The organism is Mesorhizobium hawassense, from assembly GCF_003289945.1.
Taxonomy (GTDB): Bacteria; Pseudomonadota; Alphaproteobacteria; order Rhizobiales; family Rhizobiaceae; genus Mesorhizobium; species Mesorhizobium hawassense.
Genome location: NZ_QMBP01000003.1, coordinates 141,511 through 159,339 on the forward strand (window position 1 = coordinate 141,511; position 17,829 = coordinate 159,339).

The window sequence follows — 17,829 nt, forward strand, 5'->3', positions numbered from 1 at the left end:
GCCCGGGCGCTGCTGTGGCTGTCGCGCCATCGCGAGTTCGCATATGCACCCGAAAGATGGGCATTATGCGGCTACTTCCCGGCGCTCATGCGACCGGACGAATTGCTGCAGCATTTCGAAGACAGGCCCCTTCATGTCGTCGCGCGCCAGGGCGAAGGCGATGGTGGCCTCGATGAACCCTTCCTTGGAGCCGCAGTCGAACATGCGGCCATCGAAAGGCTGGGCGTAGAAGGGCTGGCTCTGGGCAAGACGCACCATGGCGTCGGTGAGCTGGATTTCGTTGCCGGCACCGCGCTGCTGGTTACCGAGCAGGGCAAAGATCTCCGGCTGCAGCACGTAGCGGCCGTTGATGTAGAAATTCGACGGCGCCTTGGCGGGAGCGGGCTTTTCGACCATCTCGGTGACCTTGAAGCCGGAACCGACCTCATCGCCGCGGCCAACGATGCCGTATTTGCCGGTTTCGGCCGGATCGCAGCGCTCGACGGCGATCACATTGCCGCCTGTACGCTGATAGAGATCGACCGTCTCGGCGAGGCAGCCGCGCGCGCCGAAGGACACCATGTCGGGAAGCAGCAGCGCGAAGGGCTCGTTGCCGATCACGTCGCGCGCGCACCATACGGCATGGCCGAGGCCCTGCGGCGACTGCTGGCGGATGAAGGAGGTGGCGCCGGCCTCCGGCAGCAGGTTCTCCAGCGATTCGAGCTGGGCCTTCTTGCCGGTCTGCTCCAGCGTGCCGATCAGTTCAGGATGCAGGTCGAAATAGTCCTCGATGACCGCCTTGTTGCGGCCGGTGACGAAGACGATGTGCTCGATGCCGGCCTCGAAGGCCTCGTCGACGGCATATTGCACGACCGGTTTGTCGACGACGGGCAGCATTTCCTTGGGCATCGACTTGGTCGCCGGCAAGAACCGCGTTCCGAGCCCCGCCACCGGGATGACTGCCTTCCTGACTTTCTGCATCTGGTCTTCCTTCTGAGAGAAAAAGTTTTCTACCTGTCGCCGGCTAAATCATTGTCGGAGCACGGTCTTTTCCATACTCTAAGAAATCGCCCGCATGCTTCGTCTCCCCGCCCCCACGGCAAACCGTGCCGCAACCCTTCTCAGCCGGACCGCGATCGGCATCGACATATGCCTGACCGCGGCCGGATCCCTGAGCGCCGCGCCTATCGCCTTGAGCAGCGCGCGCGCCTTGATGTGTTGAACCAGGGCCAGGAACGACGCTGCCTTGCGCAAGCTGCGGCCGCGTCTGGCGAAGGCCGCCTGGGCGCCGGTGTCCATCGGATATGCCGCCGCGAACGCCGCATCGGCGCGCATCATCGCCTCGACGTGATGCAATTCGAGCACCCGCGAGATCGAGCCGGCGCGGATGTGATAGACATAACCGACGGTCGGTTCGACGACGCAACGGCCGCCACTGGCCAGCGCGCTCGCCAAGAGAATGTAGTCCTCGCCGATGCGCAGTTCCTCGTCGTAGCGCAGTCGGTTGTCAGCGAGGAACCGCCGCTGGAAGATCGGCTTGAGATAGCCGAAATTGAAGCGCGACTCGAAGACCAGATTGCCGGCAATGTAGTCGGCCAGCGAGATTTCCCCTAGGCCCTCCAGATAGCCGGTCGGGAACATTATGTCGTCGGGCGTGCCGTCCTCGCGCACGACCCGCATATTGTCGACGGCGATGACCGCGCCAGCCGCTTCCGCCCGCGCGATCATCGCCGCCAGACGATCCGGATGCACGGCATCGTCGGAATCGAGCACCGCCACCCAGCGCCCGCGGGCAAGGTCGAGGCCGGCATTCCTCGCGCCGCCCGGGCCGCGGTTGGCCGGCAGCGCCACGACCTTGACGATGTCTTGCGGATAAGCGCGCGCCACATCCAGGGTGCCGTCGCGCGACTGGTCGTCGACGACGATGATTTCAACGGTCACGCCGCGTTGCGCGATCGCGCCGGCGATGGCGCGGTCGAGCGTCGCCTCGGCGTTGTAGGCGGCGATGACGAAGCTGACGTCAGGCTGCACGTTTGTTCCCTTGCTCTGGCGATGTGAGGCCGTATTGGCGGATTTCGCGGACGCCGACCAAACCGCTGACGACGCCAACGTGCATAATGCCGCGCAGCACGCTGCGGTTCCGCCGCACCGGGCTGATCGCGGTCAAAACGGCCATGCCGAAGCAATAGGCGGCCTTGGCGGAAGCAAGCCCGACCTGGCCGGCGCGGCGCATGCCGCCCGTATTGTGGCCGATGAGGTGGCCGTGGGTCTGGCCGAAGCGGAAGCGGCGGCGGCGCAGCCAGTCGAACGCCGCCCTGGCGCGCGGCACCACCTCGTCGACGAAGGCTTGCGGCGCAAAAGCGATGCGGCCGCCGGCCTTGACCATGGCATCGAAGAACTCGGTGTCCTCGCCGCCGGTCTGACCACGCGCCAGGCTGAAGCGCCGGCCGCGCAGGCTCGCATCGGTCGTTCTGAGCAGGACGTTGCAGGTATAGCCGGTGCGGATCTCGCCGCGCACCCAGACCGGCAAGGTCGAGTGGAAATCGCCCTTTTGCATCCAGTCCGGCGCGTCCTGGCGATAATGCGCCCGCACCGGCCCGAGCACCGTTGCGGCGCCGCTGGCGTCGGCCGTCGCCATCAATTCGACCAGCCAGCCGGGCGACGCCGTCTCGTCGTCGTCGATGAAAGCGGCGAAATCCGAAACGCTGGCATCCAGGCAGGCATTGCGGGCGATCGAGATGTTGCGCGCCGGCGCGTGGCGATAGCGGATCGGCAGCTTCAGCTCCTCGGCCAACGCCTTCACCAGCTTCTGCGCGCTGGGCTCGTCGTCATTGTCGGCAATGACGATGCCGATCTCGGATCCCTCGGGCTTCTCCAGCGCCGCGATGGAGCGCAGCGTGTCGGCCAGCTCCGGCCGGCGGAAGGTGCAGATGCAGATGTCGATCGAGCGGCCGGCCATCATGCCACCTCGCGCTGCGAGCGCGGCGTCAAGAGCTGCTGCCAGAACCCGACAGACCAGCCGAAATGCATGACCATCGCCGAGACTCCGGCCAGCGCGATACCGGCGTTGCGCTGGCGTATCGCCGTCGCCAGGCCGTAGCCGAGGCACACGGCCGTCCACAAAAGGAATGGCACCGCCGCCAGCCAGTGAACGAAGGAGAACAAGGCCAGCAGCACCACCGGCGCCACCAGCAGCGGGATCATCTGGCGGACCTTCGGCACCATGCGATGCTTCAGAACGTTCCTGGCGCGGCCGCGGCCATAGCCGAGATACTGGAAATAGAGGCTCTTCAGCGTCGAGCGCGGATAATAGACCATCTGCGTCCTGCCGCTCATCCAGATTTGGTAGCCGGCCTGGCGCAGGCGGTAGTCGAGTTCTGCGTCCTCGTTATGGCTGAAACTCTCGTCATAGCCGCCGACATGCCTGAAGGCGGCGACGCGCATCAGCGCGTGATGGCCGTGGTCGACCCATTCGCCCTCGGTCATGTGCCGGTGCTTCGAGCCGCCGGTGCCGAGCTTGGAGTTCTGCGCCGCCGCGACTGCCTTCTGCACGGCGCCGGTGCCGGCGGTCAGCATCGAAACGACGACCGAATCGGCGCCGGTGCCAAGCGCTTCCTCGACCAGCCGGTCGCAGTAATCGTCCGGATAACCGCCATGCGCGTCGATGCGGATAAGGTAGTCGGCGCCTTCGCCGAGGCTTGCCACCGCAAGATTGATGGCGGCGCTCTGGATGCGCTTCGGGTTGGCGAGCAAGATGACGCGGGGATCCTTCGCCACGATGTCTTCGACGATGGCTTGCGTGCCGTCGGTGCTGCCGCCGTCGGCAACGACGATGAGACCGCCGAGCCTTGCCGCCGCCGGCCGCAATTGGTCGAGCAGGCCGCCGATATGGGCTGCCTCGTTGAGGCAGGGAATGACGATCAGGATCGATGGAATGGCCTGCGTCATCGGTTCTTGTGCGTCCTCTACCATCACGCCGCCGCCTGTCTCGCAAAAGCCGGAGGCATGGCGGCGAGGCCGCGCAGCTTTTCGACGAAGGCCGCGCAGTCGCTGCGGTCGTAGCTCCAGGTCCGCGGATTGCGGGCCAGCACCCGCGACTTCAGACCGCGATATCCATCCTGATCCATCCGGCTCAGCATCGCCTCGATGCCTTCGGGTGTGGCTTCGGACAAAAGCACGCCGATATCCTGCCGCTTCAGGAACCGGCCGGTTTCGGTGCCGGCCATCGAGATCGGCACGGCGCCGAAGCGGCAGCCCTCATAGAGGCGGTTGGGAAGCAGCCATTCGGAATTCTGGCCGGCTTCGAAGAAATCGATCGCCCAGGAGAAATGCACCTCCTGGTAGATTCCCGCCATATCCTCCGGATTGCGGTACGGACCGCCGAAGGAAAGCCACGGTTCGGCCTCGACGAAACCATGAAAATCCGGAAATTCGGACAGCGCCGGGCGGCCCCTGAGCACGACCTCGAAACGCCCCGCCTGCCGGCGGGTGAAATCGGCCAGCAGCTCCAGCGAGCGGCGGCAGCGGAGCGCGCCGAACCAGCCGATGCGCCAGGGCGGCGGCGTCGGACCGTCATCATCGAAAGAATGGGCGGCGACGACGGATGCTGCCTCGAAATATTTGTTCTCGATCAGTTCGACGGGTGCGACGATCTGCCCGAACGGCTCGAAATAATTAGCTATGAAGGCAGGCGAGCTCGTCACCAGAAGCTTCACGTCGCGGGCAAGGCGGCGCTCGGCGCCCCGCAGCGTCCTGCCGACAAAATCATCGCGCAGCACCAGGCGATGGATATCCAGGCATTCATAGACGATGGGCACACTTGCTCCGAGCGCGGCATTGGCGCGGCGGGCCAGCGCCAGCATCTCGAGGTTGCGCGCGATGATGAGATCGGGCCTGGGCATGGCGCCCAGTTTCGCGCCGATCGACATGGCTGCCTTGGCGACCGCGCCGATGCGCTGCGCGAATCGGCCGTCGCGCGTCGCGCCCAGGTCGACAGGCTCGATACCCTCGATTTCGGCGACCGGATTGGTGGTGCGGCGGAAGCCCGCCAGGGTAACCCTGGCGCCGCCTGCCTTGAGCATTTGCACCCTCCGGCGCATCGCCGGGTCGGATACGTCATGCACAAGGTACAAGACATGCAGCATGAAACTCGACCGCTGTTGGGCCCACCCATCGGGGATGCTAGTACAGCTTTTGCTGCATCGCAACAATTTTGGTGCTGCGGAGCAAACGTCCGCACATTTTTTGTTGCACTGCAAAAATGATCCGCTACTCTCAAACGTGCCTGGCATCGATCTGGATTCCGCGTTGGCCACCAGCGTGGTGCAGCATTCCAGGGATCGCGACGCGGATTGCGTGGCAGCACTTCGGCAAACATGCCGTTTTAATCGCCGCCGGCCTGGCGACGGACGCGAAACGAGGTTCCCCATGAAAGTCGTGATCGAAAACACAGTGTGTCTGAACACGGGCGATGCCGCGATCCTTTTGGCTATCCGCCATATTCTCAGATCGATCGGCGGCGGCGATGTGCGGTTCCTGGTTTTCGACAGTCAGCCAGACGTCGCGGCCAGGCTCTACCCGAAGAAAGATTACCCGGATCTCGAATTTCACAAGCTCTTGTCGGAATCCCTGTTAAAGGATCAGCATGGCCGCGGGATAAAGGGCCGGCTCAAGTCGATCTACAATCGGGCAGTCTGGCGCGCCTTGCGTCGCTTCGCGCAAAACGGCGCCGCCAGCAGTGTTTTCTTCAGCCAGAACGACCGCAGCGGCCTTGAAGCCTATGCGAGCGCCGACCTGGTGGTGACGACAGGCGGAACCTATCTCGTCGAGAACTACGATCTCGAAAAGCGGCTCAATCAATTCCGCATCGATGCGATCTTGGGCAAGGACCCGATCTTCTTCACGCAATCGCTCGGCCCGTTCAAGAAAAGCTACAATCGCCAGGAGCTAGGTCCGATCTTCGATCGTGCTCCGCTCATCCTGCTGCGTGACGAGCGATCCAGAAATCACATACTGGATCTGGTGAAGGACCCGGGCAAATGCCATGTGGTCGCCGATGCCGTCTTTGCCCTGGCTGATACCGGCAGGATCAAGAAACATCTCGGCAGCGCACCGGCGCCAACGGGCCGCGTCGCGATTTCCGTCCGTCACTGGAGCTTCGTCAGCGACGGTGAGGATGGCATGCGTCGCTATCTCGATTCGATTCGGGAGATCGCCACAATTCTCGTCAGGGACCACGCCAAGAAGGTGACCTTCGTTTCAACCTGCCAGGGCGTGCCGGAATATGCGCATGACGACGCCAGAACTGCACGGGCGATCGTGGCCGAACTCGACCCGGAAATCGCCGAACACGTCAATGTCGACGCCGCATTTCATACGCCCGACCAGTTGATGTCGCTGGTGAAGGATTGCGACTTCGTCGTCGCGACGCGCATGCATATGATGATCATGTCGCTTTGCGTCGGCACGCCGGTGCTGCCAATCGCCTATGAATTCAAAACCAAGGAAGTCGCCAAGCGTATCGGCGTCGCCGACCTTCTACTCGACATCGATACCGTGACGCCCTCGGAAGCCGCCGAAAAACTCGGCAGATTGATCGGTGGCCTTGACCACTATCGCCGGGCAAGCCTCGAGGCCGTGCTCGAAGAGCATGCGTCGGCAATGTCGGCAACGAGGCAATTGTCGCCGTTGATAGGCAGCCGCTCACCCAATGTTGCTGGCGACATTGGCAAGAGTGGCGAACAACGCCTTGCGCGACTGCGGAACAGCAAGCATGAGGGCCAAAGCGAACCCGTAATTTAGGGCAACCGCCACAAGGATCGTGAGCAGGTCCGACTGGGCGGTCAGCAGCGCCGGCAGCGACAGGTACGAGAACCAGGCGAGCAGGGACGAGACGATGAAAAGCCCCTGTATGCCCAGGAAATCGCCAGCGGTCACGGGGCCGACACGATGGATCAGGGCGGCAAGTACCGGGACACGCAGCGCATAGCCGCTAATGGCATAGGCAGCCGCGACGCCGATGGCGCCCCAATGGAGGCCCACGATGAAGGAGGCGACGGTCGTCAGCGACGAATAGATGCCCCAGTGGAACATCGTCTTCGTCTTCCCCTGGCAGATGAATATCCACCCAGTGGTGCTCGATACGGACTGCATCAGGCCGGCGATGCCCAGCCAGGCGAAAATCGGCGCCACAGCCATCCAACGCTCGCCGAAGAGAAGCCTGACCACCTGTTCCGAAGTCAGTGTCAACGTCGCAATGCCGGGCATGGTGATGACGGCCAGCAGCCAGTTTGTCCGGACATAGATGTCTCGAAACCGCTGCTTGTCTTCATGGATGCGGCTGAGCAGCGGCACCATGATACGCGTCAGCGGCTGGTTGATGTTCTGCAGCGGAAAGAGCAGCAGCTTGTAGGCGCGATCATAGTAGCCCAGCTCGACCGCGCCGGAATATTTTCCGATGAGGATGTTGTCGAGGTTGCGAGAGAGAAAATTGACAAGGTTGAAGCCCGTTAGGTTCGCGCCGAACCTGAATATGTCGCCATCGATCTTCAGATTCGGCCAGGACGGTGTCCAGCGCGTCACCAACCAGCCGGCAACCAGCGCTACAACGGCCGAAACAGCCGGACCCAAGACCAGCGACCAATAGCCAAGTCCCCAATACGCCGCGGTTGCGGTGGCGAGCAGCCCGGCAGCCGCGGTGATTGTGTCGTTGAGCGCAAGCTGGCCGAATTGCAGATGGCGGTTCATCAAGGCAAGCGGAACGGCGGCAAGACTGCCAAAAAGCAGCGGCACGGCGGAAGCAAGTGTTATTCCCCACATTCGCTGGTCGCCGTAGAAGGCGGCAATGGCGGGGGCCAGGCAAGCCACGACCGCCCCGGCGCACAGGCCGACAACCGCGCTCAGCCAGAAGACCTGGTTGAGTTGCCGTTGATCGATCTCCTTGCGCTGGATGACCGCCTGCTGGAGGCCGAGATCCTGAAGCAGGCCGACAAAGGCCACGATCGGTCCGACGGAAGCCACCAGGCCGAAATCCTCGGGAACGAGCAGCCGGGCAAGGATGACGACCGAAAGGAATTGGATCGCTATCTTGAAACCTTGCGCGCCAGCCGTGACCAGCCCGCCGCGCAAGGCAACGCGACCAAATTGAGGGGGCGGCGGATTGGCATTCATGTGACGGATCCGGTCTTCCCCAGCCGCGCGACGATCTGCGCAAAGCGTTCATTCAAGATATCGGCATTGAAATCCGCCTCAACCTTCCTTCGGGCGGCAAGCGCTATCGGCTCGCACAGGTCTGGATTCTCGGCGACCCATGCGAGTTTGCCGGCAAGCGCAGCGACGTCCCGTTCGGGTACGAGGAAGCCTGTCTTGTGATCCTCGATCAGCTCGGGAATCCCCGAATGATAGGTGCTGACGGCGATCAAGCCGCCGGCCATCGCCTCCATGAGAGCAACCGGGATTCCTTCCAGATCGCCGTCTCGCCCGGCGACGCTCGGCAGAAGGAAGACATCGGCGCCACGCAGGCGCTGCTTGACCTCGCCGTGCGGACGCGGTCCGAGGAAAGTCACCCTGTCGGCAATACCGAGATCGATCGCGATGCGCTTCAATTGCTCCAACAATTCTCCGCCGCCGATCACCGAATAAATCCAGTCGCGATGCGGCAGGTCGGCGAGCGCGCGCAGCGCATATTCGGTGCCCTTTTTCTCGGTCAGCCGGCACACCGAGATGAAAGACACCGTACGTCCCTGCCAGGAGCGCCAGCGATATTCGATCTCGCTAGAGCGAATGCCCATGTGGTGGACCGCGACCTGGGTCGGCTCGGCGCCGGCATCGATCAGGGCCTGACGGAAGAATGCATTCACAGGTAGCTGGAGAGCCCCTTTTTCGAAAACGGGCCCGTAGTAGCCGAGTGTGTTGTCGTGCATCGGCCTGCCGACATCGGTGCCGTGGAATATGGTCACCAAAGGGGCGCGAATCCTGCGCTGCTTCATGATGCGAGCGACGCGCAGGCCGTTATGGCCAAAATGCGCCACGATCACATCGACGCTTCGCAGCTTGTGCGCGTTGGCGAGGTCGATAGCGGTGGAAAGCTTGTCCCAAAACCTGCCCGACCATTTCCTGAGCAGCGACCGGTAGCGACTGAGGCCGCCCCACCAGGAAACGACCGGTCCAGGCAATGACTGCCAACGTGCATCGTCGACATTGCTGTCCCTGCCAAAGGCCATCTCGTTGCAGACGACACTGACTTCCATCCCTCTTTCAAGGCATCCGGCAATCTGATCGAGCACGAATGTCTCGGACAGAGTGGGAAATTTATCGACTACGAAACAAATCCTCATCGGCAGGGTGTTCTCGCCCGGATCAGGCTGGAAACGTCGGCAAGGCCTGACACGTGCGGCATGAACTTTGACTCCTGTCGACACAAACTAATATAGGAATTGCTGCATCGCAACATTTTAGGTGCGCTGCAGCAAATCAGTTCGATCTCCATGCTCGGCATGCTACGCGGCGCGGCGGGCGCCCTGCCGGGCCGCTCTTTCGAGCAGATCGAGAAACACCACCAATTGCCGCGCGGGATCGAGCTCCGGGCGTTTTGAGAAGGCGAGAGCCGCAGCCGAAAGCCGCTCATACTCCTGGCGATCGTTCCACAGGCGCCGCACCGCCGCGGCCCAGTCGGCGACGGGGGCGTCGTAGTCGAGCACGACGCCACCGGGCCCGATGGCTTCGGGCAGGCCGCCACGCTTCGAGCCGACGACCGGGATGCCGCTGCAATGCGCCTCGGATGCGACGCGGCCCCAGGCTTCCTCCCATTTGCTCGGCGCAAGCAGGATTTTTGTGCGGCCATAGACCGTCTTCATATCGTTGGTGCGGTTCTCCAGCGTGACGTTCGCGAGCGGCGCGATGGTCTTCTCGATGCGGGCGCGATGGTCGTCTTCGAGCTTCCAGCTCTCCACGAACAGGAACGGGATCTCCGGGCAGGCCGCCGCAATTTTGACCGCCAGATCGAAACCCTTCTCCTCATAGGGATTGATCATGGTGACGAATTCGCCGGTCGTGTGGGTACAGTAAAGAGCGTCGTTGATGGTCGGCGGCAGAACGATGGACTCGATGCCGAACTTTTCCTCGTAGGTGCGCGCCGTGAACTCCGAATTGGCGATGTAGAGCGCCGAATCGAGTTCGCGAGGATCGCCGGCGAGCTCATGAAATTCGACGTTGTGCAGGTAGACGACCAGCGGCACGCCTTCGGCGAGGAGCGCCTTTCCAAGTAAAACGGATTTGTGGCACTGCACGACGGCGACATCGGGTCTGGCTTTCTTGACGGCGAAGGCGGCCGCGTCCCAAGGAAACCAGGCGCGCATCACCGGATAGCCGGGAAAAGTGTCGACGACCGCCGGCTGCCGCAACAGCTTCATCTTGGCGCGCGCCCTGAAGCCGAACATGCCGTCACCGAACAGCGAAGCAAGAACCGACGCCTGATGGCCGTGCTCGATCAGCTGTTCGACCAGATGGTGGGTGTTGGATTGCACGCCGCCGGTGAACTCGGGAATGTATCCGTTGCCGCTGGCAAAAAGCACTTTCATCGGTCGGCTCCTAATTCGGTCCAGCGTTATCCGGCAGCCCGGCGCTCAATTGCAGGCCGTCAGCTTGCGCCGCCCAGCAACGGAAGCTTCGACGTCATTGCCCGACAGAGGCGACTGACCGAGCCTGAAAGGGACAGCGTCGAGTACTCCCGCAAGAGCTTCGATGCAGGAACGAGTTTTCCCGCCTTCAAATCGCGGGCGAGAAAATGGGGGAAGGAATGCATGTATTCCCTGACGATGTCGGCCTTCAGGGTTCCTGCCTTCCACCGCTTCACCGCCGAGACGAATTCGTCGGCGGGGGCGGATGCCAAACCCGTGTCGTAGGCCTCGAAGGTGCGCCGCACGATGGCGCGTTCCTTGTCGCTGAGCGACGTCTTCCCGGCCCGTTCGGCGAGCAGGGCGTAGCGGCGGATATCTTCGGCCGCGTGATGCCATAATCCCTTCCTGGCCATGATGCTCGAGCGCTGCAGCAGCGCCTGCATCTCGAGATCCGCCGTCTTCGGCAGGGCCTGTTCCGAAAGATCGAGATATTCATGCAGGTCGACCGACTTGTAGATCTCTTCCATGATCACCCGGTCGTACGAGCCCCAGGCCTTTATCCGGTCGGTATAGGAAATCACCACCTTGGTGCTGCCGCGAACCATGTCGTGCTGGCGCTGGAAGAACATGAGACCGTCGACCCTGACGGCCTTGAACCGGCGCGCCAGTCTCAGCATCATCTCGTAGTCCTGCGACCGGACCAGGGTCTCGTTGAAGCCTCCCACCTCGTCATAGCATTGGCGGCGCACCAGCAGACCGGGCTGATGGACGTGGCAATATTCGAGATGCGACGGGAAGAAATTGTCCTGGCTGACATGGCCGAAGGCGACGATCTCGTAATTCCGCTGTTCGATCTGAGCCGAGCGCTGGAAACGCGCATATTCGCCGAAAGCGAAATCGGCGGTCGGTTCCCGCTCGAACGCGGCGAGAAATCGTTCAAGCGCGGTCGGGTGCGCGACATCGTCGTCGTCGAATACCCAGACGAAATCGCCCCTGCAGTGCCTCAGGGCGAAATTCAGCGCCGTCGACTTGCCGCCATTGTCCTTGCGGTAATATTCCACCGGCGCGGGGAACGAGGCGGCCACCACGCTGGTGTTGTCGGTCGAGCCGTCGTCCACGATCAGAATCTGATCCGGCACCACAGTCTGCTCGAGCAGGCTGCCAATGGATTCGGGCAGGAACTTTTCCCGGTTGAAGGTAGGGACGATGACGGTGACAGTCGGTTTCGGCTGGGCAGCCATTGGTGACCTCATCCTATTGCCGGTGCGCCGTTCGCCGGCGTGGTGTTGCAGACATGGCGACCGCAATTGTCCTTGAGGCAAGCGGCTGCCGTCATGCCGCCATCCTGCCGATCGAGAAATACTCGATGCCGTAGCGCGCGATCACCTTGGGATCGTAGAGGTTGCGGCCGTCGAAGATGACCGGCGTGGTCAGCGCGTCCTTGAGCGCGTCGAAGGACGGCGCGCGGAAGCTCTTCCATTCGGTGCAGATCAAAAGGGCGTCGGCGCCGCGCAGGGCGGCTTCCTTGGTGCCGCAAAGCAGCAGATCGTCGCGCAGACCGTAGATGGCCTGGCACTCCTGCATGGCCTCCGGGTCGTAGGCCTGCACCTTGGCGCCGGCCGCCCACAACGCTTCCATCAGCGTGCGCGCCGGCGCCTCGCGCATGTCGTCGGTGTTGGGCTTGAAGGCCAGCCCCCAGACGGCGAAGGTCTTGCCCTCGAGCGCGCCCTTGAAATAGTGGTTGACCTTGTCGAACAGGACCGACTTCTGCGCATTGTTGCGCTCCTCGACGGCGCGCAGCAATTTGGCGTCGAACTTGACGCCCTCGGCGGTCTTGATCAGCGCGCGCACATCCTTCGGGAAGCACGAACCGCCATAGCCGAGACCGGGATAGATGAAGTGGTAGCCGATGCGCGGATCGCTGCCGATGCCCTTGCGCACCTCCTCGATGTCGGCGCCCAACTGCTCGGCGAGATTGGCCATCTCGTTCATGAAGCTGATCTTGGTCGCCAGCATGCAGTTGGCGGCGTATTTGGTGAATTCGGCGCTGCGCACGTCCATCACGATCATCTTCTCGTGGTTGCGGTTGAACGGCGCGTAGAGCTCACGCATCACCATCTCGGTGTCTTCGCTGGACGTGCCGACGATGATGCGATCCGGCTTCATGCAATCGGCGACCGCCGAGCCTTCCTTGAGGAACTCCGGATTTGAGGCGACGTCGAAGCTCAGATCCTCGCGGCCGCGCTTCTTCAGCGTTTCGGCGATCCTGGCCTTGACCTTTTCGCAGGTGCCGACCGGCACGGTCGACTTGCCGACGACGATCTTGGCGCTGTCCATCTCACGGCCGATGGTCTCGGCCACCGCCAGCACATATTTCAGATCGGCCGAGCCGTCCTCGCCGGGCGGCGTGCCGACCGCGATCATCTGGATCTGGCCGTGCCTGACCGCCGCAGCCGCGTCGGTGGTGAAGCGGATGCGCCCGGCCGCGTGGTTTTCCTTGACGAGGCTTTCGAGGCCCGGTTCGAAAATCGGGATCAGGCCCTGGTTGAGCCGCTCCACCTTCTTCTCGTCGATATCGACACAAACCACCTCGTGGCCGACCTCGGCCAGCACAGCGGCCTGGACGAGACCGACATAGCCAATCCCAAACACCGTCAAATTCATTTGGTTCTATTCCTGTCAAAGGCCGGGCCACAAACGTGGTCCGGCCGGTTCAGATATCCCCCAGGCCCAACGGCCCATTCAGTCGGCATGATCTTATCCGAAAACCGGTTCCCACTTTTCGGGATCAAGCCCTAGTTGCTGTTACTTATGCTGCATGCCAGCGATTCCGGGAACTGGCATGGCTGGCCCAGGGCGGTGAAAGCGACGCGCTTGACCTCCATGGTCACCTTGCTGCCGGGATCGGCGAAGGCGCCCATCCAGTTGGTCAGCTTGTCGCTGCCCCAGAGGCTGAAGAAGATCTTCTGCGAATGCTTCGGCAGCTCGTCGGGGTTGGTCACCTCATGGACTAGCTTGCCATTGACGTACCAGCGCAGCCGGTCCTTCTCCCAGACGAAGCCGTAATCGTTGAAGCCCTTGTCGGCGCCGCCTTCGACGTCGACCAGCTTGCCATTCTTCGGCTTGCCCTGGATGTAGCTGTTGACCTGCACTTTCGACGGATCCTTGGTGAGGACCTCGAAGTCGATCTCGTCCCAGGGCTGTTTGTCCTGCGGGCCGATATAGGAGAAGAAGGCGGCGTTGAGACCCGAACCGGTACCGGTCTTCATCCGCGCCTCGTAGACGCCGTAGCCGTAGCGTTGCTTGGTCTGGATCTCGGCGCAGGCGAAGTCGCGGTCCTTCAGCTTGCGCTTTTCAAAGCCCAGCGACAGCACGCCGTCGGAAAGCCGCACGAGATCCTTCGACCATGTGCAGTTCTGGTGGGCGCCATTGGTCCAGCCGTCCGAGACGAACCAGCGGGATCGGTCGAAATTCGAAAAATTGTCGACGAAGGACGGCGCGCTTTGCACGTCCTGTTGCGCCTCTTCCGCGTGCGCAGGATGCAAGCCCGCCGCAAGGGTGGCTGCGATCGCAAGCAGGGCGCCGACGACGCCGAGCCGCAGGCTGGCCAATCCATTCCATGGCGCATGCGAAATCTCGCAAGCCGCCTCAATGGAGGTGTTGTTCGGATCTACGTTCATAACAAACTCACCTTGTGTTGTCCGCCCAACCCAAGTCATCCTCGGTTCGCATGAGCGAGCCGCTTCCGATCCTCCGCCCTTTGAACTCCTCTAATGTCTCGCACCGATGACGACACCTGAAGGCGCCGTCAGCCTCCTGCCGCTGACTGTGCGGCAGACCGACCGGAACCATCCTCGACAATCGCGTCGAGCGAATGACGCAGTTCCTTCATCAGACCTTTCTGGCGAGCCAGCTCCGCAATGCGCCGCTCGCAGTTCAGGATCGAGTTGGTCAGCGCACTGACATCCGATCCCTTGCTGGTCGACGCCGAGCCATTTTCCATCGCCTCGACCAGGAAGGCCGCGTTGGCGGCCGTCGACTTGTAGCGATTCTCCAGCCCGGCTTTCTCCGCCTCGATCTCGGCCCCGATCTGATCGAACAGCTTCGCCAGCCGGTCGAAACGCTGGAGATCGGTGTTCCGGTCGCGAGCCGGATCCCGGGATCTGAAGCCAAAAATCGAAGCCATCCTATCGGCCTTTCGAAATTGCTGCATTGCAACATAGACTGCCACTACCGCGGCGACTAGGCAACATCATAGTTCTGCGAATGCGGATTTTTTGAGGGAGCCTACGGTTTCGGAGACGGTGCGGCATCATTCGTTTACGGCATTGGTCGCCGCCATCAGGAAGCGCATCGGCGGTATTTGCTGCCTTGCAGCAATCCCGGTGCGGCGGAACAGCGCGTCGAGTTTGTCGGTGGCGACGCCGCGTACGATCGGGATCAGGTTCGACTGGCTGAAGGCGTAAGCCGCCGCCGACGCCAGGCCCCGCTCGGCCTTGACGTCAAGGAAGTTGCGCAGCCGATATTTGTCGCGGACATGGCGCTCGTGGCGCCGCAACGCGGCCTTCGAGCGCTCGGGAAGGCTGTCGATCTGAAGCAGCGCCAGATCGGCATCGGCAAGACGCTTCAGGTCCAGCGTCCTGTGCCGGCCGCTCAGCGAATCGGCCCGCACGATCGCGCCATAGCCGCAGGATTTGATGATCTTGAACCGCGCCCCGCAGGCGACGGCGCGCGCGTAGAGCTCGTAATCCTCGCCAAGGCGCAGGTTTTCGTCGTAGGTCAGCCGGTGCCGCTTGAGAAACGCCCGACTGATCACCGGTTTCAGGAAGCCGAGCTCGCCGCGCAGGACGCGGCGACGTGTGATGTTGCCGTCGATGAAGCGCTCGAAATCGAGGAATTCCGGGTCGGCCGCGAAGGGCGGCGCGGCGACCTTGGCGAGGTCGGTCGCGGTGTCGTCGCGGATCAGCATGATATTATCGGCGGCGAAATCCCAGTCGGCGCTGGCGAAAAGCCGGCGGAAGCGGCCCTCGAGGAAGAAATCGTCGGCGTCGAGAATGCTGATGAAGGGCGATCTGGACGCCCGGATGGCGGCGTTGCGAGCGGAAGACGGCCCGCGATTGACGTCGAGGCGGATGACGGCAAGCCGGCCGCTGCCGTCGTCTGCGGCCAAAGCCACATCCCTCGTGTCGTCGGTGGAAGCGTCGTCGACCACGACGACCTCGGCGACTTCCGGCTCGCGCAGCGCCGAAGCGATGGCGACGGGAATCGTGCGCGCCGCATTGCGCGCGGCAATGATGACGCAGACCCCCTGGCTCGGCATGGGCGTCGTCACGGGCATGGGTTCACCTTTCGCTTGCATGAGTGGCAGCCCCGCCCTCGATTTTGATCATGTCGACCCGGGCCGGCTGGACAGCGGCAGGACGCTCGAAGATGCGCCGGCTGAGGTCGGCGGAGGCCGCCCAACCTGCTTCGGCCAGATACCGGACAGGCTCGCGGCCGCACAGTTCCCACAGCACATGACGGCGCTGCGGCCAGCGCAGCGACGCAAGCCAGGGCGCCAGCACCATATGGAAGAGATCGGCATTGCCGATGCGCGCCAGAATGCGGGCGGCGCGCTCTGAAAGCAGCGTGCCGGCGGCGCCGAGCAGTACGTCAGCGGCGCGCAACCCCAAAAGCAGGGTGTCCGCTAGGCCCTGCCCGGCGGCGTGGTCGAGCACCATCTGCTGCTCGGCTTCGCTCAGGCGGCTGGCGCTGGCCCTCACGTCGCAGACATAGCCGGCGCAGGGCTCGCGATTGAAAAAGGCCTTGGCGACGCTGATCGAGGACAAAAGCAAGGTGTCGGCGGCGGAGGTGACAGGCAGGGCGACACCAGCCGCCTCGACTTTTCGCTTGCGGCGCAGGAAGCTGTCGGTGTCGCGCGGGCTGGGCGATCCCGGCTGCTGCAGACGGTGATGGAGGTCGGCCGTCGAGCGCCTCGCGCCATCGTCGCGGATCATGTGCTGCTCGCCGAGGAAGCGCACCCACCAGACCGAGCGCGACTTGCCGGCAATTTCGTAGCCAATCGTGCGCAGCGCCTCACGGGCCACGGCGAAGCTCGCCGGCGAAACCAGTATGTCGACATCGCCGGAGGGCTTCATGAAGTGATCGCCGTAGAGCACATGCTGCTGCAGCGGCCCCTTGAGGAAGACGAAATCGACCTGCCTGTCGCGCAGCACGCGATCGATGGCCGTCGAATCGCCGATGCAAGAGGCGTTCATGGAGATGGTGCGCCGACGGTAGCCGTCGAGCCAGCCAAGCAGTTCGGAGGGCGCCGCGCCGGCAGGCGCCCGGTGGAGCGCCTTGAGCAGGAAGACGCCGACCTTGTTCAGCCTGGCGATGTCCGCGACATTTGTCGCCGAGATTGCTGGGGCCGCCGAGATGGCCGGCGCAGGCATGTCGGCCCGGCTGGCGATGCTGTCGGCGTTGGCGCCTGGCGTGAAAAACAGCCTCAGACAAGCCTGCACATAGGCGACTTCATCGGCACAGCCGGCGGCGCGCAGCCTTTCATACGAGCCATCCTGCATTGCCATGCCCGATGTCGTTCTCCGCAAAATGCCGCCCGGGAGGCTTATATCGCAACTGCGAAGAAAAGCACCGGAAAAATTATCGCAACCGCCAAAGGTTCGGCTGGAAGAGCTCAATTTCTGCAACCCAAGCGTTTAAAATCAACTCACGCGCAATCACTTGTGAAAACAACCTCGGAGCTGCTCTGGCAGGTCGGGGAACGCCGATTTCTTGCGGCAATTTCTTCGCATCTGCGAAACCGTTTTGCTATCCGAAAAATTATCATAAATAAATCAAATGCTTATTTAAACGACGAGGACCTGCGGTTGAAATGCGGGATGGTTGAGGTTTACGATGGCGGTGTTCAAGGCTTGATCACCAACGAAAGCTGGCGCAACCAAGAATTGATTAATGCTTGGTAAATCACGCTTGACTCATGAATGTTGCCGTGCAGCAATCGCATTGCAGCATAGCGATATGCTGGCGGCATTCTGCAGCCGCTTCCAGTCCTTAAGTGGAGAGTAAAATGGAACAGAATGTTGAAAAGCATGAGTACGAGACCCCCAGCCTGACGGTTCACGGTTCGATCGAAACGATCACGCAGGGCGGTGCTGGCTCGACGGCGCTGGACGCATCGTTTCCCGCGCACACGCCGGTCGGCGAGCTGACTTTCTCATAAGCTTACAGACGC

General features: G+C 62.6%; 17 protein-coding genes. 3 read left to right on the forward strand and 14 right to left on the reverse strand.

Annotated elements, in window-relative coordinates; translation table 11 throughout:
• Positions 1-63 precede the first annotated feature (63 nt).
• The 5 genes from galU to DPM33_RS08045 form a co-directional block, all read right to left on the reverse strand.
• Positions 64-960: a UTP--glucose-1-phosphate uridylyltransferase GalU gene (galU, locus tag DPM33_RS08025; RefSeq protein WP_112096884.1), complete on the reverse strand. Its 897-nt coding sequence runs from the start codon at positions 958-960 to the stop codon at positions 64-66.
• 78 nt (positions 961-1,038) lie between these two features.
• A complete protein-coding gene (locus DPM33_RS08030; RefSeq protein ID WP_112096885.1) occupies positions 1,039-2,010 on the reverse strand; it encodes a glycosyltransferase family 2 protein in 972 nt (323 codons plus the stop codon).
• Positions 2,000-2,941, reverse strand: a complete 942-nt coding sequence (locus DPM33_RS08035) for a glycosyltransferase family 2 protein (RefSeq protein ID WP_112096886.1) — start codon at positions 2,939-2,941, stop codon at positions 2,000-2,002. Before DPM33_RS08035 ends, DPM33_RS08030 begins: the two co-directional genes overlap by 11 nt.
• Positions 2,938-3,927, reverse strand: coding sequence for a glycosyltransferase family 2 protein (locus DPM33_RS08040; protein ID WP_112097268.1), 990 nt, complete (start codon positions 3,925-3,927; stop codon positions 2,938-2,940). Before DPM33_RS08040 ends, DPM33_RS08035 begins: the two co-directional genes overlap by 4 nt.
• A gap of 23 nt (positions 3,928-3,950) precedes the next feature.
• Positions 3,951-5,123: an HAD family hydrolase gene (locus tag DPM33_RS08045; protein ID WP_112096887.1), complete on the reverse strand. Its 1,173-nt coding sequence runs from the start codon at positions 5,121-5,123 to the stop codon at positions 3,951-3,953.
• Here DPM33_RS08045 and DPM33_RS08050 point away from each other — a divergent pair.
• Positions 5,122-6,780, forward strand: coding sequence for a polysaccharide pyruvyl transferase family protein (locus DPM33_RS08050; RefSeq protein ID WP_245442044.1), 1,659 nt, complete (start codon positions 5,122-5,124; stop codon positions 6,778-6,780). The two genes, DPM33_RS08045 and DPM33_RS08050, sit on opposite strands and share 2 nt — an antisense overlap.
• On the opposite strand, the gene DPM33_RS08055 is transcribed toward DPM33_RS08050, so the two are convergent.
• From DPM33_RS08055 to DPM33_RS08095, 9 genes are all read right to left on the reverse strand, one after another.
• Positions 6,682-8,148: a lipopolysaccharide biosynthesis protein gene (locus DPM33_RS08055; RefSeq protein WP_112096889.1), complete on the reverse strand. Its 1,467-nt coding sequence runs from the start codon at positions 8,146-8,148 to the stop codon at positions 6,682-6,684. The genes DPM33_RS08050 and DPM33_RS08055 overlap by 99 nt on opposite strands.
• Positions 8,145-9,314, reverse strand: a complete 1,170-nt coding sequence (locus DPM33_RS08060) for a glycosyltransferase (protein WP_112096890.1) — start codon at positions 9,312-9,314, stop codon at positions 8,145-8,147. Before DPM33_RS08060 ends, DPM33_RS08055 begins: the two co-directional genes overlap by 4 nt.
• A 162-nt stretch (positions 9,315-9,476) precedes the next feature.
• The gene (locus DPM33_RS08065) at positions 9,477-10,556 is read right to left on the reverse strand and encodes a glycosyltransferase (RefSeq protein WP_112096891.1); all 1,080 of its coding nucleotides are present in this window, start codon (positions 10,554-10,556) and stop codon (positions 9,477-9,479) included.
• 59 nt (positions 10,557-10,615) lie between these two features.
• Complete coding sequence (locus DPM33_RS08070) at positions 10,616-11,836, reverse strand: glycosyltransferase family 2 protein (protein WP_167448990.1); 1,221 nt, start codon at positions 11,834-11,836, stop codon at positions 10,616-10,618.
• 91 nt (positions 11,837-11,927) lie between these two features.
• Positions 11,928-13,259, reverse strand: coding sequence for a UDP-glucose dehydrogenase family protein (locus tag DPM33_RS08075; RefSeq protein WP_112096893.1), 1,332 nt, complete (start codon positions 13,257-13,259; stop codon positions 11,928-11,930).
• Between the two features lie 131 nt (positions 13,260-13,390).
• Complete coding sequence (gene exoK, locus DPM33_RS08080) at positions 13,391-14,275, reverse strand: endo-1,3-1,4-beta-glycanase ExoK (protein ID WP_112096894.1); 885 nt, start codon at positions 14,273-14,275, stop codon at positions 13,391-13,393.
• A 128-nt stretch (positions 14,276-14,403) separates the two neighbouring features.
• The gene (locus DPM33_RS08085; protein WP_112096895.1) at positions 14,404-14,781 is read right to left on the reverse strand and encodes a single stranded DNA-binding domain-containing protein; all 378 of its coding nucleotides are present in this window, start codon (positions 14,779-14,781) and stop codon (positions 14,404-14,406) included.
• Between the two features lie 126 nt (positions 14,782-14,907).
• Positions 14,908-15,915, reverse strand: a complete 1,008-nt coding sequence (locus tag DPM33_RS08090; RefSeq protein ID WP_112097269.1) for a glycosyltransferase family 2 protein — start codon at positions 15,913-15,915, stop codon at positions 14,908-14,910.
• 22 nt (positions 15,916-15,937) lie between these two features.
• Complete coding sequence (locus DPM33_RS08095; protein ID WP_112096896.1) at positions 15,938-17,164, reverse strand: nucleotidyltransferase family protein; 1,227 nt, start codon at positions 17,162-17,164, stop codon at positions 15,938-15,940.
• Positions 17,165-17,320: 156 nt separating this feature from the next.
• Here DPM33_RS08095 and DPM33_RS35785 point away from each other — a divergent pair, with 156 nt between their 5' ends.
• Positions 17,321-17,560, forward strand: coding sequence for a hypothetical protein (locus tag DPM33_RS35785; protein ID WP_146770220.1), 240 nt, complete (start codon positions 17,321-17,323; stop codon positions 17,558-17,560).
• A 104-nt stretch (positions 17,561-17,664) separates the two neighbouring features.
• Positions 17,665-17,817, forward strand: a complete 153-nt coding sequence (locus tag DPM33_RS08100; protein ID WP_112096897.1) for a lasso peptide — start codon at positions 17,665-17,667, stop codon at positions 17,815-17,817.
• The last annotated feature ends 12 nt before the right edge of the window (positions 17,818-17,829 follow it).